Annotated in this window: 21 protein-coding genes and 1 pseudogene; 21 read left to right on the top strand and 1 reads right to left on the bottom strand. The window is 61.7% G+C overall.

What is annotated here, in order from left to right; translation table 11 throughout:
• Positions 1-164 precede the first annotated feature (164 nt).
• The 20 genes from AC07C1_RS32910 (at position 165) to AC07C1_RS32815 (ending at position 13,132) form a co-directional block, all read left to right on the top strand.
• The gene (locus AC07C1_RS32910) at positions 165-668 is read left to right on the top strand and encodes a hypothetical protein (RefSeq protein WP_478945015.1); all 504 of its coding nucleotides are present in this window, start codon (positions 165-167) and stop codon (positions 666-668) included.
• Positions 665-1,438, top strand: a complete 774-nt coding sequence (locus tag AC07C1_RS32905; RefSeq protein WP_478945014.1) for a RecB family exonuclease — start codon at positions 665-667, stop codon at positions 1,436-1,438. The genes AC07C1_RS32910 and AC07C1_RS32905 overlap by 4 nt, the downstream gene beginning before the upstream one ends.
• Positions 1,439-1,494: 56 nt before the next feature.
• On the top strand, positions 1,495-1,653 hold the full coding sequence (locus tag AC07C1_RS32900) for a hypothetical protein (RefSeq protein WP_478945012.1): 159 nt from the start codon (positions 1,495-1,497) through the stop codon (positions 1,651-1,653).
• A gap of 89 nt (positions 1,654-1,742) precedes the next feature.
• Complete coding sequence (locus AC07C1_RS32895; RefSeq protein ID WP_478945010.1) at positions 1,743-2,471, top strand: AAA family ATPase; 729 nt, start codon at positions 1,743-1,745, stop codon at positions 2,469-2,471.
• Between the two features lie 77 nt (positions 2,472-2,548).
• The gene (locus tag AC07C1_RS32890) at positions 2,549-2,893 is read left to right on the top strand and encodes a hypothetical protein (protein WP_478945008.1); all 345 of its coding nucleotides are present in this window, start codon (positions 2,549-2,551) and stop codon (positions 2,891-2,893) included.
• On the top strand, positions 2,886-3,323 hold the full coding sequence (locus AC07C1_RS32885; RefSeq protein ID WP_478945006.1) for an endonuclease VII domain-containing protein: 438 nt from the start codon (positions 2,886-2,888) through the stop codon (positions 3,321-3,323). Before AC07C1_RS32890 ends, AC07C1_RS32885 begins: the two co-directional genes overlap by 8 nt.
• Positions 3,316-3,453 carry a hypothetical protein gene (locus AC07C1_RS32880; RefSeq protein ID WP_478945004.1) on the top strand — a complete coding sequence of 46 codons (138 nt, stop codon included), beginning with the start codon at positions 3,316-3,318 and terminating at the stop codon, positions 3,451-3,453. Before AC07C1_RS32885 ends, AC07C1_RS32880 begins: the two co-directional genes overlap by 8 nt.
• Positions 3,425-3,826, top strand: a complete 402-nt coding sequence (locus AC07C1_RS32875) for a CHC2 zinc finger domain-containing protein (protein WP_478945002.1) — start codon at positions 3,425-3,427, stop codon at positions 3,824-3,826. The genes AC07C1_RS32880 and AC07C1_RS32875 overlap by 29 nt, the downstream gene beginning before the upstream one ends.
• Positions 3,750-4,349, top strand: coding sequence for a toprim domain-containing protein (locus AC07C1_RS32870; protein ID WP_478945149.1), 600 nt, complete (start codon positions 3,750-3,752; stop codon positions 4,347-4,349). Before AC07C1_RS32875 ends, AC07C1_RS32870 begins: the two co-directional genes overlap by 77 nt.
• Positions 4,346-4,549, top strand: a complete 204-nt coding sequence (locus AC07C1_RS32865; RefSeq protein ID WP_478945000.1) for a hypothetical protein — start codon at positions 4,346-4,348, stop codon at positions 4,547-4,549. Before AC07C1_RS32870 ends, AC07C1_RS32865 begins: the two co-directional genes overlap by 4 nt.
• On the top strand, positions 4,546-5,004 hold the full coding sequence (locus AC07C1_RS32860) for a DUF3310 domain-containing protein (protein WP_478944998.1): 459 nt from the start codon (positions 4,546-4,548) through the stop codon (positions 5,002-5,004). Before AC07C1_RS32865 ends, AC07C1_RS32860 begins: the two co-directional genes overlap by 4 nt.
• Entirely contained in the window at positions 5,001-5,810 is an 810-nt protein-coding gene (locus AC07C1_RS32855; protein ID WP_478944996.1) for a metallophosphoesterase, read from the top strand. Before AC07C1_RS32860 ends, AC07C1_RS32855 begins: the two co-directional genes overlap by 4 nt.
• Entirely contained in the window at positions 5,807-6,358 is a 552-nt protein-coding gene (locus AC07C1_RS32850) for a hypothetical protein (RefSeq protein ID WP_478944994.1), read from the top strand. Before AC07C1_RS32855 ends, AC07C1_RS32850 begins: the two co-directional genes overlap by 4 nt.
• 4 nt (positions 6,359-6,362) lie before the next feature.
• Positions 6,363-8,387, top strand: a complete 2,025-nt coding sequence (gene nrdJ / locus AC07C1_RS32845; protein WP_478945148.1) for a ribonucleoside-triphosphate reductase, adenosylcobalamin-dependent — start codon at positions 6,363-6,365, stop codon at positions 8,385-8,387.
• 81 nt (positions 8,388-8,468) lie between these two features.
• Positions 8,469-8,996, top strand: coding sequence for a hypothetical protein (locus AC07C1_RS32840; protein ID WP_478944992.1), 528 nt, complete (start codon positions 8,469-8,471; stop codon positions 8,994-8,996).
• Between the two features lie 79 nt (positions 8,997-9,075).
• Positions 9,076-9,762: an FAD-dependent thymidylate synthase gene (thyX, locus tag AC07C1_RS32835; protein ID WP_478944990.1), complete on the top strand. Its 687-nt coding sequence runs from the start codon at positions 9,076-9,078 to the stop codon at positions 9,760-9,762.
• A gap of 518 nt (positions 9,763-10,280) precedes the next feature.
• Positions 10,281-12,074: a DNA polymerase gene (locus tag AC07C1_RS32830; protein WP_478944988.1), complete on the top strand. Its 1,794-nt coding sequence runs from the start codon at positions 10,281-10,283 to the stop codon at positions 12,072-12,074.
• Positions 12,075-12,084: 10 nt separating this feature from the next.
• The gene (locus AC07C1_RS32825; protein ID WP_478944986.1) at positions 12,085-12,288 is read left to right on the top strand and encodes a hypothetical protein; all 204 of its coding nucleotides are present in this window, start codon (positions 12,085-12,087) and stop codon (positions 12,286-12,288) included.
• Positions 12,289-12,417: 129 nt separating this feature from the next.
• Entirely contained in the window at positions 12,418-12,681 is a 264-nt protein-coding gene (locus tag AC07C1_RS32820; RefSeq protein ID WP_478944984.1) for a hypothetical protein, read from the top strand.
• Positions 12,653-13,132 carry a deoxycytidylate deaminase gene (locus AC07C1_RS32815; RefSeq protein WP_478944982.1) on the top strand — a complete coding sequence of 160 codons (480 nt, stop codon included), beginning with the start codon at positions 12,653-12,655 and terminating at the stop codon, positions 13,130-13,132. Before AC07C1_RS32820 ends, AC07C1_RS32815 begins: the two co-directional genes overlap by 29 nt.
• A 125-nt stretch (positions 13,133-13,257) precedes the next feature.
• Here the strand turns inward: AC07C1_RS32815 and AC07C1_RS32810 are convergent, their stop codons facing one another.
• A complete protein-coding gene (locus AC07C1_RS32810; RefSeq protein ID WP_478944980.1) occupies positions 13,258-14,823 on the bottom strand; it encodes a recombinase family protein in 1,566 nt (521 codons plus the stop codon).
• A gap of 92 nt (positions 14,824-14,915) precedes the next feature.
• On the opposite strand from AC07C1_RS32810, the pseudogene AC07C1_RS32805 reads away from it, so the two are divergent.
• A pseudogene (locus tag AC07C1_RS32805) lies at positions 14,916-15,233 on the top strand (MBL fold metallo-hydrolase); the annotation flags it as partial.
• Positions 15,234-15,285 lie beyond the last annotated feature (52 nt).

Genomic DNA, 15,285 nt, shown 5'->3' with positions numbered 1-15,285 from the left:
GTTGTATGTGACACCGAACACGTCATGCGCTCTCACCTGCAAAAATGCAGGGTTTTAACCAGACGTCCACCTTGCTACGTTGATTCACAGAGACCTCCACACGGTCTCCACACATGCGAACGGACAGACACCCCTGTGCGGGGGGTTGGACCATGGGAGCGCTCATGACGTTTGAGCTGGGAGTCGAGGACTCTGGTGCGATCCCGAAGGTGGTCCTGGGGGGTCATATACCGCACGTCCGAGACAAGGAAGACGTGCCGCATGAGCACGCGATCCCGGACTTCTACGGTCTCGGACGCGGCTTCACCATCAACGAGTTCGGAAGTGCCGTACGGGGGGAGCGCCGGCTGAAGGCAGAGTTGCTTGAGCTGATCGACCAGTGCACAGAGATGGTGTGCAGGGAGGATGACGAGACGTACGGAGTCCTGATCATCCGCACGCGGGCCTACTCGGAGAGCCGTCCGAGGGCGGCTGTCGGGTACGTGGACGTGATCATGTCTGACCTGATGGACGACGAAGGGAGGAGTCGCGTGCGCTCGCTCCTAGTTGAACTGCATGGCGAACTCATGGTCGAGGTGGAGCGAGTGAGTATCGATCGGCCTCACGCTCAGCTTCCCGGTAGCAATTCATTCAAGATCATCAGATACGCAAAGGCGGTACTTGCTTGAGCATCGAGACACAACCCAGATCCGTTAGCCAGACCGAGCAGTACGAGAAGTGCGCGTGGCGCTTCTACCTCCAGCGGGTAGAGCGCGTCACCCCGATACCCGCGGCCTGGTCCAACCACGGCACGGCCTTCCACAGCGCTGCTGAAGCCTTCGAGAGGTCCGACCGGACCATGAGCGCAGAGGAGGTCGTACAGGTCTTCTCTGACGAGTACGCGGCCTTGACGAACAAGGCCCTGGAGAAGGAGCCCGACACTGACAAGTGGCTGGCTGCGGGCCGGTACACGGGCGGTGAGGACATCGAGCGCCGGTACGTCCTGGGCCAGGAGCAGACGGCCTACTACGTCGAGTGGGCCAAGGAGAACGGCCCCGCCATCTGGACGACCCCTGAGGGAGTGCCGGCGCTTGAGCTGTACTTCCTCGTGGAGTTGGGCGGGGTCCAGGTCCGCGGCTACATAGACCAGCTCGTGACGGTGAAGGGCACCGTCCGGCCTCGGGACCTCAAGACGGGGTCCACGAAGTCCAAGTTCCAGCTCCAGACCTACGGCATCGCGGTGAGGGAGCTGTACGGCGTCGAGGTCAATGACGCTGACTGGTACCTCGCCAAGGATGGGCGCCTTTCCCGGCCGGTAAAGCTGGACCAGGTCACCGCTGACGAGCTGGGCGAGCGGTACGCGGCGATGGACGCAGCCGTGAAGGCCGGCGACTTCCCCGCGTCTCCCGGCTACGACTGCAATTTCTGTGATGTCTCACACGCGTGTTTTTTTCGCTAGAAACTTGCGACTGTGACGACGCTCGGCTAACTTGGAATTAGGAGAGGAGAACGGTTATGGCAAACGTGAGCAAGCCGAACGTAAGGGCCGAGTTGACCTTCGCGGAACTCGCGGTTATCCGCACGGCTCTTCGGGGAGCGGTTGACAACCTCTACTTCGACACCGACGAGGAACGTGACCTTGCCGCTGACCTTCTCGCGGACTTTGGAGGGTAACGATCTACAGCCTGGCACAATCAGTTCTGGTCAAGGGAGCGGCAGGCGAACCGCTCCCTTCTCCATTTCGGGGCCTGGCTCGTCATGACGTGGAATTCCGGCGCGGTGAGTTCTCGCTCATCGCCGCCGGCCCCGGCACAGGCAAGTCACTATTCGCCCTGAACCTTGCGCTGTACGGCAACATCCCGGTGCTGTACTACTCGGCCGACTCGAACGCCGCTACCCAGTTGACCCGAGCCACGGCCATCCTCACGGGCGACAACGTGAGGGACGTGAAGAGCAAGCTCCTGGCCGACCAGTTCGGGGAGTACACGGCTTACCTCGGTAAGCGCTGGTGGCTGCGTTTCAACTACGAGGCACGTCCCACGCTGAAGACCATCGAAACGGACCTCCGGGCCTATTTCGAAGTCTTCGGAATGTTCCCTCATCTGGTGGTTTGCGACAACATCACCAATATCGACGCGGGAGCCGTGGGCGATGCCGAGAGCTTCACCTTCGGTCTGGAGTCGATGTGTGAATACCTCTCCGAGATGGCGCGGTACACCGGGGCTCACGTCCTGGCCCTGCATCACGTCACCGGCGAGTACAGCGACGGCCTACAGCCCATTCCGCTCTCGGGCGTGAAGGGGAAGATCGGCCGTGTCCCAAACGTAATTCTGACGATCCATAAGGAGACTGACGAGATGGATGGAGCGATCTTGCACGTCTCTCCCGTCAAGAACCGAGAGGGCTTTGCCGACCCCAGCGGCCAGACGTTCAGCAGCTACGAGTTCAACAGCTCGAACATGCAGCTCATGGACGTAGCCGATGGCCTATGAGTGAACTACGTCACTGTCAGAAAACTTGCGACTGTGACGACCCTGATCTACGTTGGTAATAGGAAAGGGGAGGGGAAATGAACGGAACTTGCGGATACACGCTTCAGCGGGAAATCGTGGATGTTCTTCTCGATGAGAACCCCAACATCACCGAAAACCAGATTCAGGAAGCTGGCGGTGGTGTCGTGGCCCTGGTCCTCTCGGTGGAGAGCGCTCGAAAGATGCGACTCTACCGGCTGGCCAAGGAGCTGAAGTTCCACACCCGATACAGCGCGGCTCGCGTCGTCGCGGTGTCGATGCCGACAGAGCGCGGGACCGCGTGGGAAGTTCTCCCCCTCTCCTACCTCCAGGGCCTTGCCGACGAGGCAGTTTCCGCCAAGGACCAGCGGCGGCTTGAGGCGGCCCTGAGGCCGCGTGTCTGAGCCTCGCGCCGGATACCGGCGCTGTGGGCGGTGCGACAAAAACAGGGCCGTCAAGTTCTTCACCCCGAAGGGCAAGGTTTGTTCCGCCTGTCGCAAGGCGACCAGGCGGGCCGCGTCGAGAAATGCCCGCCTGCAATCCACCTACGGACTCACGAACGAGGAATACCAACTCCTCTTCGAGGCCCAAGGCGGTCGGTGCGCTATCTGCAAGGAAACGCGCAAGGCCAATCTGGCGGTGGATCACTGCCACAAGACCGAGGCAATCCGCGGACTGCTTTGCCAGCGATGCAACGGGCAACTCCTTGCCCGCGGAGCACGGGACAGGCCCGAAGTTCTCAGGGCCGCTGCTGACTACCTTGAGGATTATCCGGCCTGGAAGGTTCTGGGTCCGAGATACACGTTTGATGGGGATAGGGCAAACGATGACTGACGAGCGAATCAAGTTCGACTACCGCAAGTGGCGTGGCGAGAAGGAGTTCATGAGTTCCGTGAACCGTCAGTACAACTTCCCCGTCCACGTGAGGCGGATCGGTGAGCCGGCCCCACAGTTCGGTCGTTAAGCCGCCGATCGCTGCGGTTCTTCAGCACTACTACGCGATAGACGTGAAACAGCGGGCAGGGTGGTCCAAGATCCTCTGCCCGCTTCACGTTGAGGAGAATCCCAGCGCCTCGGTGAGCACAGAGAAGCAGCGTTGGAATTGCTTTGTCTGTCAGGTGTCGGAAGACAGCCTTGACGTGATTATGCGGGAGGAGGGCATTGGCTTCCGACAAGCCCAAGATTGGGCACATGAGCGGTTCGGTGGAAGCCGCGAGGACGTACCACCAGCAGTACAAGGGGAGCCCGGCCGAGGAGTACATCAGGGCTCGCGGCCTGGGCGACGTAGCGGAACGCTTCGGCCTGGGGTTCGTCGGTTCGGCGCTGACTGGACATGAGCAGAGGGCGGGCAGTCTCGTGCTCCCGTACCTGCGGCCGGCGAAGGGCCCGCACGGCGTAGCCACCATCCGGTTCCGCTGTATTGCCGACGAATGCGTGCGGGACGAGAACGGCAACTATCTCGCCCCGAGCCAGAAGGAAAATCACCGCGGACACGGGAAGTACCTGACTCTCCCTGGCGATCAGCCCCGGCTTTTCAACACCAAGGCACTCATCACCGATAGCCCGTTCATCGTCATCACAGAGGGCGAGTTCGACGCGATGGTGTGGGAGTCGGTTGGGGTGTCGGCCATCGCCTACCAGGGCACGTCATCGTGGCGCGACCACTTCCTTCCGGCTCTTATGGGATTCGAGACGGTCTACATCATCGCTGACGGCGACAAGCCGGGCATTGAGGCGGCCGAGAAGCTAGCGGCCTCCCTGCCTAACGCCAAGGTGATCGTCATGAATGACGGCCACGATTCCAATTCATTCCTGCATGAGTACGGGGCTGTCGCCCTGCGAGAAAGGATCGGCCTGTGAAGTCAATTTGGAAGCCCGGTACGCGAGTCCGAGTCCGGGCCACGGTCAAGGACGGCACGGCCGGCCTGACGGGAATCATCGAGGCCGTTGACTATGCCCAGACCGAAGAGGCGACTTCCGTCCTGATGGACGGCCACCAGATCGGCGGCCTGTCTGCCGGTGGCTGCTACTTCAAGGATGAGGAGCTGGAGGAGCTGTGAAGTTCAAGCCCGGCGAGGTCGTAGTCATCTCGAATCCTTCCACCCTTTACACCTCGCAGTTCCGAGGGCATCGGGCAGCGGTCACCGACTACAAGGAAAACGAGATCTTCCCGTACGAAGTGACATTCCCGAATGGCTCCACCCTGGGATTCGCGGAAGAGGAGCTGTCGGCCGCGGACCTGGCGGAGTACCTGGAACTCATCGATGAACTGGTCGATGCTATGGCGGCCGACGACGAGGGCCAGGAGCACGACGAGGTGAACCACCCGGCGCATTACACCTGGCTCCCCAACGGCCTGGAAGTCATCGACGTGACCGAGAACTTCAACTTCACCCTTGGCAACGCGCTGAAGTACATCATGCGGGCTGGCCACAAGCACGACCAGCCGCTTACGGACCTCCGTAAGGCGGCCTGGTACATCAACCGCGAGATAGAGCGTCTGGAGAATGCGTGAAGCGTGTTGTCGTAGTCAGTGACATCCAAGCCCCGTTTGAGGACAAGCGGGCACTGAAGAACGTCATTCGCTTCATTGGGGAGTACGCCCCCGACGAGGTCATTCAGATCGGTGACCTGGTGGACTACCCGGCCCCGTCCCGCTGGTCCGCGGGGACCAGGGCCGAGTTCGAGGGCAACGTCATCCGTGATTCGGAGTACACCAAGAGGAACTTCCTGGAGCCCCTGCGAGACGTCTACGACGGCCCCATAGGCATCCTCGAAGGTAACCATGACGAGCGGCCTCAGAAGTACCTTGCGAGCCGGGCGCCGGCTCTCGCTGCGGAAGACAAGTTCTACCGCTTCGAGAACCTTCTCGACTTTGCGGCCTACGACGTTCAGAAGCTCCAGCCCTACTACGAGTTCGCTCCTGGGTGGGTGGCGATTCACGGCCACGAATCGGCGGGCCTGAATCAGGTTGCAGGCCGTACGGCTGCGGCCAAGGCTAAGAAGGCAGGCGTAAGCGTGGTCATGGGCCACACTCACCGGCTGGCCATCTCTCCGGAGTCCACGGGATACGGCGGCAAGCTCAAGACCATTTACGGCTTCGAAGTCGGACACCTCATGGACGTTCGGAAGGCCGGATACCTGAAGAACGGTCCCGCGAACTGGCAGAAGGGATTTGGCCTCTTCTACGTCGGAGCGTACGGCGCGACTCCTCACGCCATTCCGGTTGAGGATGACGGCTCTTTCGTCGTGGAAGGCCAGAGGTACGGAAAGATCAAGCGAGGTCCGAAGGGCCAGTTCGTAGGCAAGGACGCTGCATGACCCAAATCGACTGGGAGGCCCTTGAGCCGCTGGCCGAAAAGATCGCATTCGAGATCGCGGCCAAGTGGACGATTGTGGAGCCTGACGACGTGAAGCAGGAAATCATGCTCCACGCAGTTCAGGAACAGCACATCATCGCCGGATACCAGGACAACGAGGAGATCCTTCGCAAGATCTTCTACACCGCTGGTCGGCGGTATGCCGCCAAGGAACGGGCCTACCTCGATCTCATGGACGACCAGTACCACTACACGCCTGACGAGGTTCGAGGCGTGATGCGGTCCTTCGTTTACACAGACGCAGAGGTGGCCGAGCAGATCGGCAAGAAAGACGATCTGACCCGGTGCGTCATCACGGACAACATCCTTTCCGCACGGATGGATGCCGAGAAGGGCATCAAGCGCCTGAACCGTGACTACCAGGACGCCATCATGCGGCACTTCGTTTACGGAATGAGTCCGGAGAGCGACGCCGACAAGAAACGCGGATACCGGGCGATCGACGCCCTCACCGCGGAAATGAACCGAGGAATACGGACGGGAAGGTAAGACCCTGACTCACTGGAAGACCGAAACTGCTAAGACTGTCTACGAGCGAACCTACCGGCGCGAGCTGCCGTCTGGAGAGCTGGAGACCTGGCCCCAGACCGTCCGCCGAGTGGTGGCCGGCAACGTGGCCCTCGTTGATGAGAGGTACATCGAGCCGGGTGAGGCTGAGCGCCTGGTCGAGCTGATCGAGGCATGGAAGATCATGCCCGCGGGGCGTCATCTCAAGAGCAGTGGCGTCAATGATTACGCGCTGAACAACTGCTGGGCTGCTGGCTGGTACCGCGAGGACCCGGCCGAGCACTTCACGTTCACGCTTCTCCGCCTGGCGGAGGGTGGCGGCGTCGGAGCCAACTACAGCAACCACTACCTTGCCGACTTTCCGGCCGTCGTCAGTCCGGTGAAGGTGCACGTGGTCTGTGACCCCTCACACCCTGACTACCTGGACATGGCGGAGGCCGGTCTCCTCTCTACTGAGTACAGCTACACGTGGGCCGGCGCCTACGGCGTAGAGGACTCTCGGGAGGGTTGGGCTGACGCCCTCGGGGATCTGATCCGTACGGCGCATGACCCCGAGACTCGGCACCAGGAGCGCGTGTACGACGTGACCCGAGTACGGCACAAGGGCGCCCCCCTACGGTCGTTCGGCGGCACGGCATCGGGCCCCGCTCCCTTCGCTGAGATGCTGATCGAGGTAGGGAAGATCCTGACTCAGTCGGTCTTCGGACCGGTCGAGTACGCCCCGCTCAGTGGCATCGCGGCCATGGAGATCGACCACGAGATTGCCCGCTGCATCGTCTCTGGTGGCGTCCGTCGCTCCGCTCGCATGTCGATCATGCGTTGGGACGATCCGCAGATTGACGAGTTCCTGGCGGCCAAGGCCGACATGTCCCGTCACTGGACGACGAACATCAGCATCGAGGTGGACGACGAGTTCATTGAGGCCGCTTCCAGCGGTCACCTCGGGGCCGAGGTGGTTCTTCAGAGCCTTGCTCAGGGTGCTCTCTCGAACGGTGAACCCGGCTTCTGGAACAGCTCGTTGAGCGCTGTGGGCGAGGTTGATGGGGTCTACACGACCAACCCGTGTGGTGAGGCTCTGCTGACTCCCGCGGAGCCGTGCAACCTGGGCTCGGTCAACCTCGGTGCGTTCGTGGACGAGGTCGGGAACGTGGACACCTCGGGACTGCTTGAGGCTCACCGGCTGGTGACTCGGTACCTGATCCGGGCCACCTGCGCGGACGTGGCAGATCCGAAGAGTAAGGAGGCCATCTCTCGGTACCGCCGCATCGGTGTGGGGCATCTGGGGTTCGCGGATTTCGTCGCGAAGAACGGGCTGAAGTATTCCGAGGCTGCGGGCAGTTGGCAGATCCAGCGGACGCTTGAGCTGCTGGCCGATGAGGTGGACGCGGCTGCGATCGACTACGCGAACGAGCTGCGGATTCCGGTCCCGATCAAGAAGCGTGTCATCGCCCCTACAGGGACGATCAGCAAGGTGGCCGGCGTCAGCGGGGAAGGTATCCATGCTCCTTTCAGCGATTACTTCGTTCGCCGTATCCGGTTTTCTCTGGTGGAGCCGGAAGAGGCGCGAAAGGTGGAGGAGTACCGAGAGGCCGGCTATCACGTCGAGCCGTGCGTCTACGCGGCGAACACGGCCGTAGTCGCCATCCCGACTCGTGACCCGCTGGTGGGTCAGGTCATGGACCCGTCCGTGATCGAGCACGCCGGCATGCTGTCTCTGGAAGACATGCTTGAGGTTCAGGCCCTCTATCAGGGGTACTGGGCGGACCAGGCGGTGAGTTACACGGCCTCCGTGGACCCCGAGCGGTACACGGTGGAAGACGTGGCGGCGATCCTGCTGGAGTTCATGCCGCGACTGAAGGGCTCCACGATCTTCCCGGAGCTGTCCCGCGCTCAGGCGCCGTACGAGCGGATCACGCGCGAGGAGTACATAGAGGCGGCTACTCGTCTCGGCATCGAGACCGAGGACACCGGCTTCGATGAGATCTGCGCAAGCGGAGCCTGCCCAATCTGACACGTGAAGGTCGTCACACGTTCCAAAACTTGCGACTGTGACGTTCACGCTGCACTATGGAAATAGAGGAAGGGATTCCGAGTGAGTTATCCGGACCCGTTTGACGAGCGCTCCCCCTGGGACGAAGAGCCCGAAACCCCGAAGAAGGAGAAGCCTTTGCCTGCTGCCCCCGATGGTCCCGCCCCATTCAAGATCGGTTTCACGCTGAAGGCCGGTAATGGCTTTGACGCGGAATGGATCACTCCCGCCGTTTACGGTCACAGCGCCGAGGACACCGCCAGGCGCGGTGCCGAGCTGCTGGCCGCGATGAAGTCTGAGGGTCTGATCGACCTCACGGCGAAGGCCGCGGAGTACACCCGAGGCCAGTACAAGGGCAGCGGAGCCAATCCCGGTGGCGGTGGCGCCCCGAAGCGGTTCAACGGCGGCAAGGTCGAGCGTCGGGACGGTGGGGGCCAGGCGGCCCCGAAGACGGCCGGCGACGACTGCCCGCACGGCCGCTCGCTGGTCTCGAAGGCCAACTGGACCGCCCTCTTCTGTGACGGCCCGGACGGCGACAAGTGCGAGCCGCTGTGGAAGCAGAAGGACGGCAGCTTCAAGGCCAACAAGTAACACCGCACGCTGTTGATGGGGAGCCGGGTACGGCCTGGCTCCCCTTTTGCATGGGAGAAACATGGAATTCCGGTCCTCAATGACCGTCGACCTGATCAAGCATGCGGCCGAAGATTCGGACGTTACCTTCGCCGCTCGGGTATCCACTCAGGGCGGAGAAACACGGTTCAACGAGGCGTCCGAGCGTGACGCCGGCCTGATCAACTTCCTGATGCGGGACCGGCACGGATCGCCCTTCGAGCACACGTCTTTCACCTTCTACATCGAGGCTCCCATCTTCGTTGTGCGGGAATTCTTCCGCCACCGTTCCGGCTGGTCTTATAACGAAGAGTCGGGAAGGTACAAGGAGCTGGAGCCGGTCTTCTACGTGCCGGCCGATGGTCGGCCCCTGCGGCAGATCGGAAAGCCCGGCGCCTACGACTTCATTCAGGGGGATTACAAGCAGAAGAGCGCCGTAAGCGGTGACCTGCGTCGAATCAGCACCGAGGCGTACAGCACCTATCAGCGCCTTCTCGACATCGGAGTTGCCCGCGAGGTGGCTCGCATGGTCCTCCCCGTGAACATCTACACCAGCTTCTACGCCACGTGTAATGCCCGGAGTCTCATGCACTTCCTTGGCCTTCGGACCGCACGAGAGAACGCGGCCTTCCCGTCGTTCCCTCAGCGCGAGATCGAGATGGTTGCCGAAGGGATGGAAACCGAGTTCGCCCGGACCATGCCCCTGACTTACGCGGCCTTCGAGAAGAACGGACGGGTGGCGCCATGAAGGCGGCTGGCTGGGTCCTGGTCCTGGTCCTCTTCCTGGCCGCTGATGTCTGGACTTGGACCTCAGCCCCCTGCGGGCTCTGGACGTACGCCAAGGCAGGAGAGACGCCCGCGCGGTGTCTGATGCATCGGTGACGAACCTCAGTCGAGTCCACGTCTACGGATGGGACAACGGCGGAGTCGAAATCGATTGCCTTGAATGCGGCGGGTCCATCGCCGCGGGCGGTTGTGCCTGCTGTGAAGGCAATGAAGTAACTCTGCTCGCCCTCGTCAACGCTGCCCGAGATCACGTCTGTGAGGAAACACCGTGAACTTCATCTACTTCGTTTCAGGCATGCTCACCATGTACCTGATCCTCGTCCTGGCCGCGATTGCTCGGAACGGCAACTAATGGCCTACGACGACTCCCTCTTCATCTTCGCATTCTTCGCGCTGGCAGCCGTCTTCGGCTGGGCTGTCGGCTACTTCCTCGGATGGTCCTTCGAATCCATCTTCCGACGCTGAACCTGAAAGGTCTCAATGCAGGTCATCACCTACAAGATCAAGCGCCAGACGGTACGGATCAACGTAGCTAGGACCACTTGGGACCTGGATCGGTTCATCGACTTCATCGAGGCTAACCCCGTCCTCGGATTCGACACCGAGACGACCGGGCTCGACTGGTGGCATTCAGACCGTGGCTTCCGTATTCGGCTGGCACAGTTCGGAAACGGGATTGAAAGCTGGGTTCTGCCAGTCGAGATCAATCCGGAGTTCAAGGCCGCTGCCATCTGGGCGCTTCGCAAGGCTCGCTGGCTGATAGCTCATAACGGCACCTTCGACCAGCACGTAAGTGAGCGCACTCTCGGTGTCCCGCTCGAAGAGCTGGCCCCGAAGACCTTCGACACCAAGATTTTCGCTCACCTTGTTGACCCCAGGCAGGTCAAAGAGGGCGGCCCCGGCCTCAAACTCGAAGAGCTGACGAAGTTCTACATATGCGCCACCTTGGCCGAAGAGGTCAAGGGCTCTATGGCTGCGATAGCTAAGCGCTACAAGGTCAAGAAGGCGGATATCTGGCCTGTCGTCAGGACATTCGATCCTGAGTACCTTCTCTATGCGGGAATGGACCCGGTACTCGCTTACCGGCTGCTTCACATCCTGTTGCCGAAGGTACCGGCGCGCTCGAAGGCTAAGGGTCTGATTGGCTGGGAACACCGACTCGCACACGTCATGGCGAAAACGGAGCGAACCGGCTACCTGGTTGATCGAGAGTACGCAGAGATGCGTATTGCCGAGCTGAAGGCCGAAGAAGAGAAGTGGCTCAAGGTCGCAAGCCAGTGGGTTGAGAACGTCAACTCTGACAAGCAACTGATCGAGGCATTCCAGAGCTTCGGCTTCAGGCTCACGAAGAAGACCCCCAAGGGCAACTTCAGCATGGATGCCGAGGTACTGGACTCCATCGATCACCCGTTGGCCGAGGCAGTCAAGAAAGCCACGAAGGCCGCTAAGTGGCGGAAGACGTGGTTCGAGGCCGCCATCAACGGCATGGACTCTCAGGGACGCGTACATGCGAGCGTGAATCCTCTCCAGGCCAGAACGGCACGGATGTCGATTTCCGGCGCTATCGCGGCACAGACGTTCCCTGCTGGGGACGGCTATGTGCGGTCTGCGTTCCTCGCTGAAGAGGGCCACGTATCGGTGTCCATCGACTTCGGAAACATGGAGCTGCGGTTCCTGGCAGCCGAAAGCCGTGATCCCGTGATGATCGACGCGTTCCTAAATGACAAGGATCTCCACCAGATCACCGCGGACGCCGCCAAGGTGTCCAGAAAGACCGGCAAACAAGCGAATTTCTTGACTGTCTTCGGCGGTGGGTGGAAGGCCCTGATGGCGAATGCGGGTGTGACCGAAGAGGTTGCCCGCAGGACCATCAAGGCGTTCAACGACACCTATACGTGGGTGGACAAGCTCTCGAAGAAGCTCATGTCCGAGGCCAAGCGGTACGGCCACATCTACACCATTACCGGCCGCCGGCTCCCGGTGGACAAGAGCCGCGCTTACGCGGCCCTGAACTACTACATCCAGTCCGGAAGCCGAGACATCACGGCCCGAGCCGTGCTGAATCTCGACAAGGCTGGGTTCACTCCCTGGATTCGGCTCGTGATCCACGACGAGATCGTTTTCAGCTTCCCGAAGGAGCGAGCGAAGGAACTGACCGAGAAGGCTGCTCGGATCATGGAGTTCACGGTTAAGGGCGTGTTGATTCCCGCGGAAGGCGAGATCGGAGACCGCTCATGGGGCTCCATTCTCGACCTCGAAGACAGCAAGCACTAGGAGGGGCACTTTGAAGCTGAGTGAGTTGATTGCCGATGCGGAGCGGACTCTCAAGGAGTTCGGGGACCTCCACGTCGTGGTCCGTGACCCCGGATGCGGGTGTTGCTCCAGCAGCGCCTACGAAGAGGCCGGCACGAGCATCGAGAAGGACTCTTCTGAGGTCTGGACGGGACGCGAATACGTCAAGGTCTCGACTGTCTACGTCGTGAGCTGAGCCCTTGGAAGAGATCGAAGACTGTGAATGGTGCCAGAACTACGAGGCCGTAGGGCTTTTCAGCCTTGACGACGTAGAAACCGGCCTGTGTGCCCAGTGTGCTGAAGACAACGATGCGGAGCGCTGCGAATGAATAACGGAAACAACCCTGAGGCTGAGTCCATCATCTCGGACATCGAGCACCAGATGGCCCTTGCGGGCCTGGAAAAGCGCGGTGAGTACGCGGCCGGCATCGCCATCATCTCTGGCGACATCCTGAAGCTGGCCCTTGCCGCGGGCGTTCCGTACCGCCTTGCTCAGGAGATGGCTGCCGACTTCTGGAAGGCCGAGATGCTGGCCGACACGATCGCCGGTCTCCTCCGCAGTGCTGAGCTGGAAGACGACGAGGAGTAAGGCCCTGAGCTGTCAGATTCACTACGCCTGCACCATCCTGCATGGTGCGAAGCGTCCTTGTTGGGACTGCTATTTCCTGAGCATCGCTGAATCTGCCTCAGAGCGTGGTGACTGTCTTCGGAAACAGGTCGGGGCGGTACTGGTCCGCCCCGACCACCGGACGGTCATCACGGGCTACAACGGCTCCGCCCCTGGCGGGCCGAGCTGCCTCGAAGGCGACTGCGAGCGGTGCAACAGCGATGTGCCGGCCGGGACTTCTTATGAGAGCTGTATCGAGTACCACGCCGAGGCCAACGCGATCATGTGGGCCAGGCCAGAGGACCGAATCGGCACCACCTTGTACGTCACCTTCGAGCCCTGCGGCGACTGTCGGAAGCTCATCCGAGGCGTAGGCATCACTCACGTGGTCTGGCTCGTCCACGGGACGAAGATCCAGCGTTGGAACGTCTGAAGGGCATGACGTGAAGGTCTATATCTACCGCGTTAGCCCGTCCGGGGAACGGACGCTGGTCAAGATCGTGGAGCCGTAAGAACGAACCCCGCTGGGCAACTGCCCAGCGGGGTCTTTCTGTTGGTCTACAGCTTCTTCTTAAAGTAGTCGTCCTTGACGGCTAGTCTCTGCTTCACGTCGTCAGGGATCAGCAGGTCCGCATGATCCGGATGCGCCACGAACGTGATGCCGGCCCTCCGTAGGTCTTCCTCCATCTGAGACACACCGAGGTCTGCCCAGTGGTCGCGATAGGTCACGCCCTTGCTCTTGTACGTCCACCGGTCCTTCGTTGACTCCGGGTCGATCGATTCCAGCTCGGCGCCGAGCGATTGAAGCGTCTCGGTCGCCTGCTTGGTGAGAAACCCGGCTTGGTGGTAGATGCCTCCGGGGGCAAGGCCCTCCATGTAGTGCTGGATGGACGCTTTCAGCTCCGTGACCCGAGCTAGGCTCTCCGCGCCTCGGGCGTACTCACGGTGCACGACCTCATAGTCGCCCAGTTGATCGAGCACGGTGGCGGACAGCGACGCGTACGCAGGCTCAGCATCGAATACAGGCCCACCGCAGGGCGCCTTGGTGTACGACGAGCACCGCAGCTTGCGGTACTCCTTCCGTCCGGTCTTCAGGTTCTTGTATGAGACGTGCTGGTACATGTTGGCGCCGCAGTGTCCGCACTTGATCACATCGAGGAAGAGAGACAGCTTCTTCCCCTTGCTGCCCTTCCTCCCATGCTTGGCGTTGCGCTTCAGTAGGTCCTGGATCTCGTTGAACTCGTCGTCGGTGAAGATCGGCGGGGCAACCCTCATGGGCTGCCCGTCCGTGTCGTAGACGATGCGGGACACGTCCTTGGACTTGGACTTGGGCGGCCGGATGGTCCGGAGCCCCTTCAAGGCCGGGTTATTGAGGATCGAAACGAGGTTGCGCGCGTACCAGAGGCCGCCACCTGCCGCCGGCACCTGTGCCCGGTTGAGGATCTGCGTGACCTTATACATGGACCGGCCTCGCCGCAGCATGCCCAGAACCCACTTCAGGACCCTGACCTTCTGGGGGTCCTGGACCAGGCGCCGGCCTTCGGGAGTCTCGACGGTGGTGTACCCGTAGACCGGCTTGCCGATCACCCACCGTTCCGTGGTGCGGGCGTACTTCCACAGCGATTCGAGGCGGACACCGGTGTTGGCCGCTTCAATGCGGGCCATACCGGCGATCATGGTGACCATCATTTCGCCATAGGGCGAATCCAGGTCAATTGGGTCCTTATCGGCGGCAAGGACCTTGTTGTACTCCTTGCACCATTCGATCATGAGGTGCAGGTCGGAGATGCGGCGGACGAATCGGTCCAGCTTCCAAAAGAGAATCTGATCGAATTCGGGCGCTCGGTTGTTGATCCACTCGCCCAGCTCGGGGCGCTTCCACGGCGGGACCTTGGTGGCAGACACGTTCAGGTCGCGGGCGACGCCCGCCACGCGGCATCCGCGGTTGAGGGCGAAGCGGCGAAGGTCTAGCTCCTGTCGGACAGGTGAGGTCGTCTCGTCCGTGAGGACGGACAGGCGGATGGAGAGCAGGGCTCGGGGAGCGTTCGCCGGGAGTAGAGCTTCCCGCTGCCGCAGTTCTTCCAGTTCCCGCAGCTCAGCAGGAGACCACTCAACGTCATGCACTGGCCAATCCTAACTTTCGAGACAGTAGGGGTGGCCTGGGACATAGGTCACACGCTGGAGGCCTACACGGCATACAAACGGTGTGGATCTGCCCCGACATCCACATGACACCCGAGGAAGGCCTGCGGGCCCATCTCGACCTGCAGGGCGGGGCGCCGCACGGCGCGCTGTTGCCGATCCACTGGGGCACCTTCAACCTCGCCCCGCACGCCTGGGCCGAGCCGGGAGAGTGGACGAAGGAGGCGGCGGCAGAGGCCGGCCAGGCCGTGGCCCTGCCCCGGCCCGGGGAGCCCTTCGAGCCGACGGGCAAGCTCCCGGCCGAGGCGTGGTGGCGAGCCGTGTCGGGGGAGGTCCGGCGGACCTGGCGCTCCGTCGGGGCGTTCGTCGCCGAGCCGCCCAAGCGCGGCTGACGCGTCGTCTCCGGCCCCCCGGGCCTGCCGAGTCAGGGCCAAAACCCATACT

The organism is Streptomyces sp. NPDC045022, from assembly GCF_056432605.1.
This window is presented reverse-complemented; position numbering and strand designations above follow the sequence as displayed.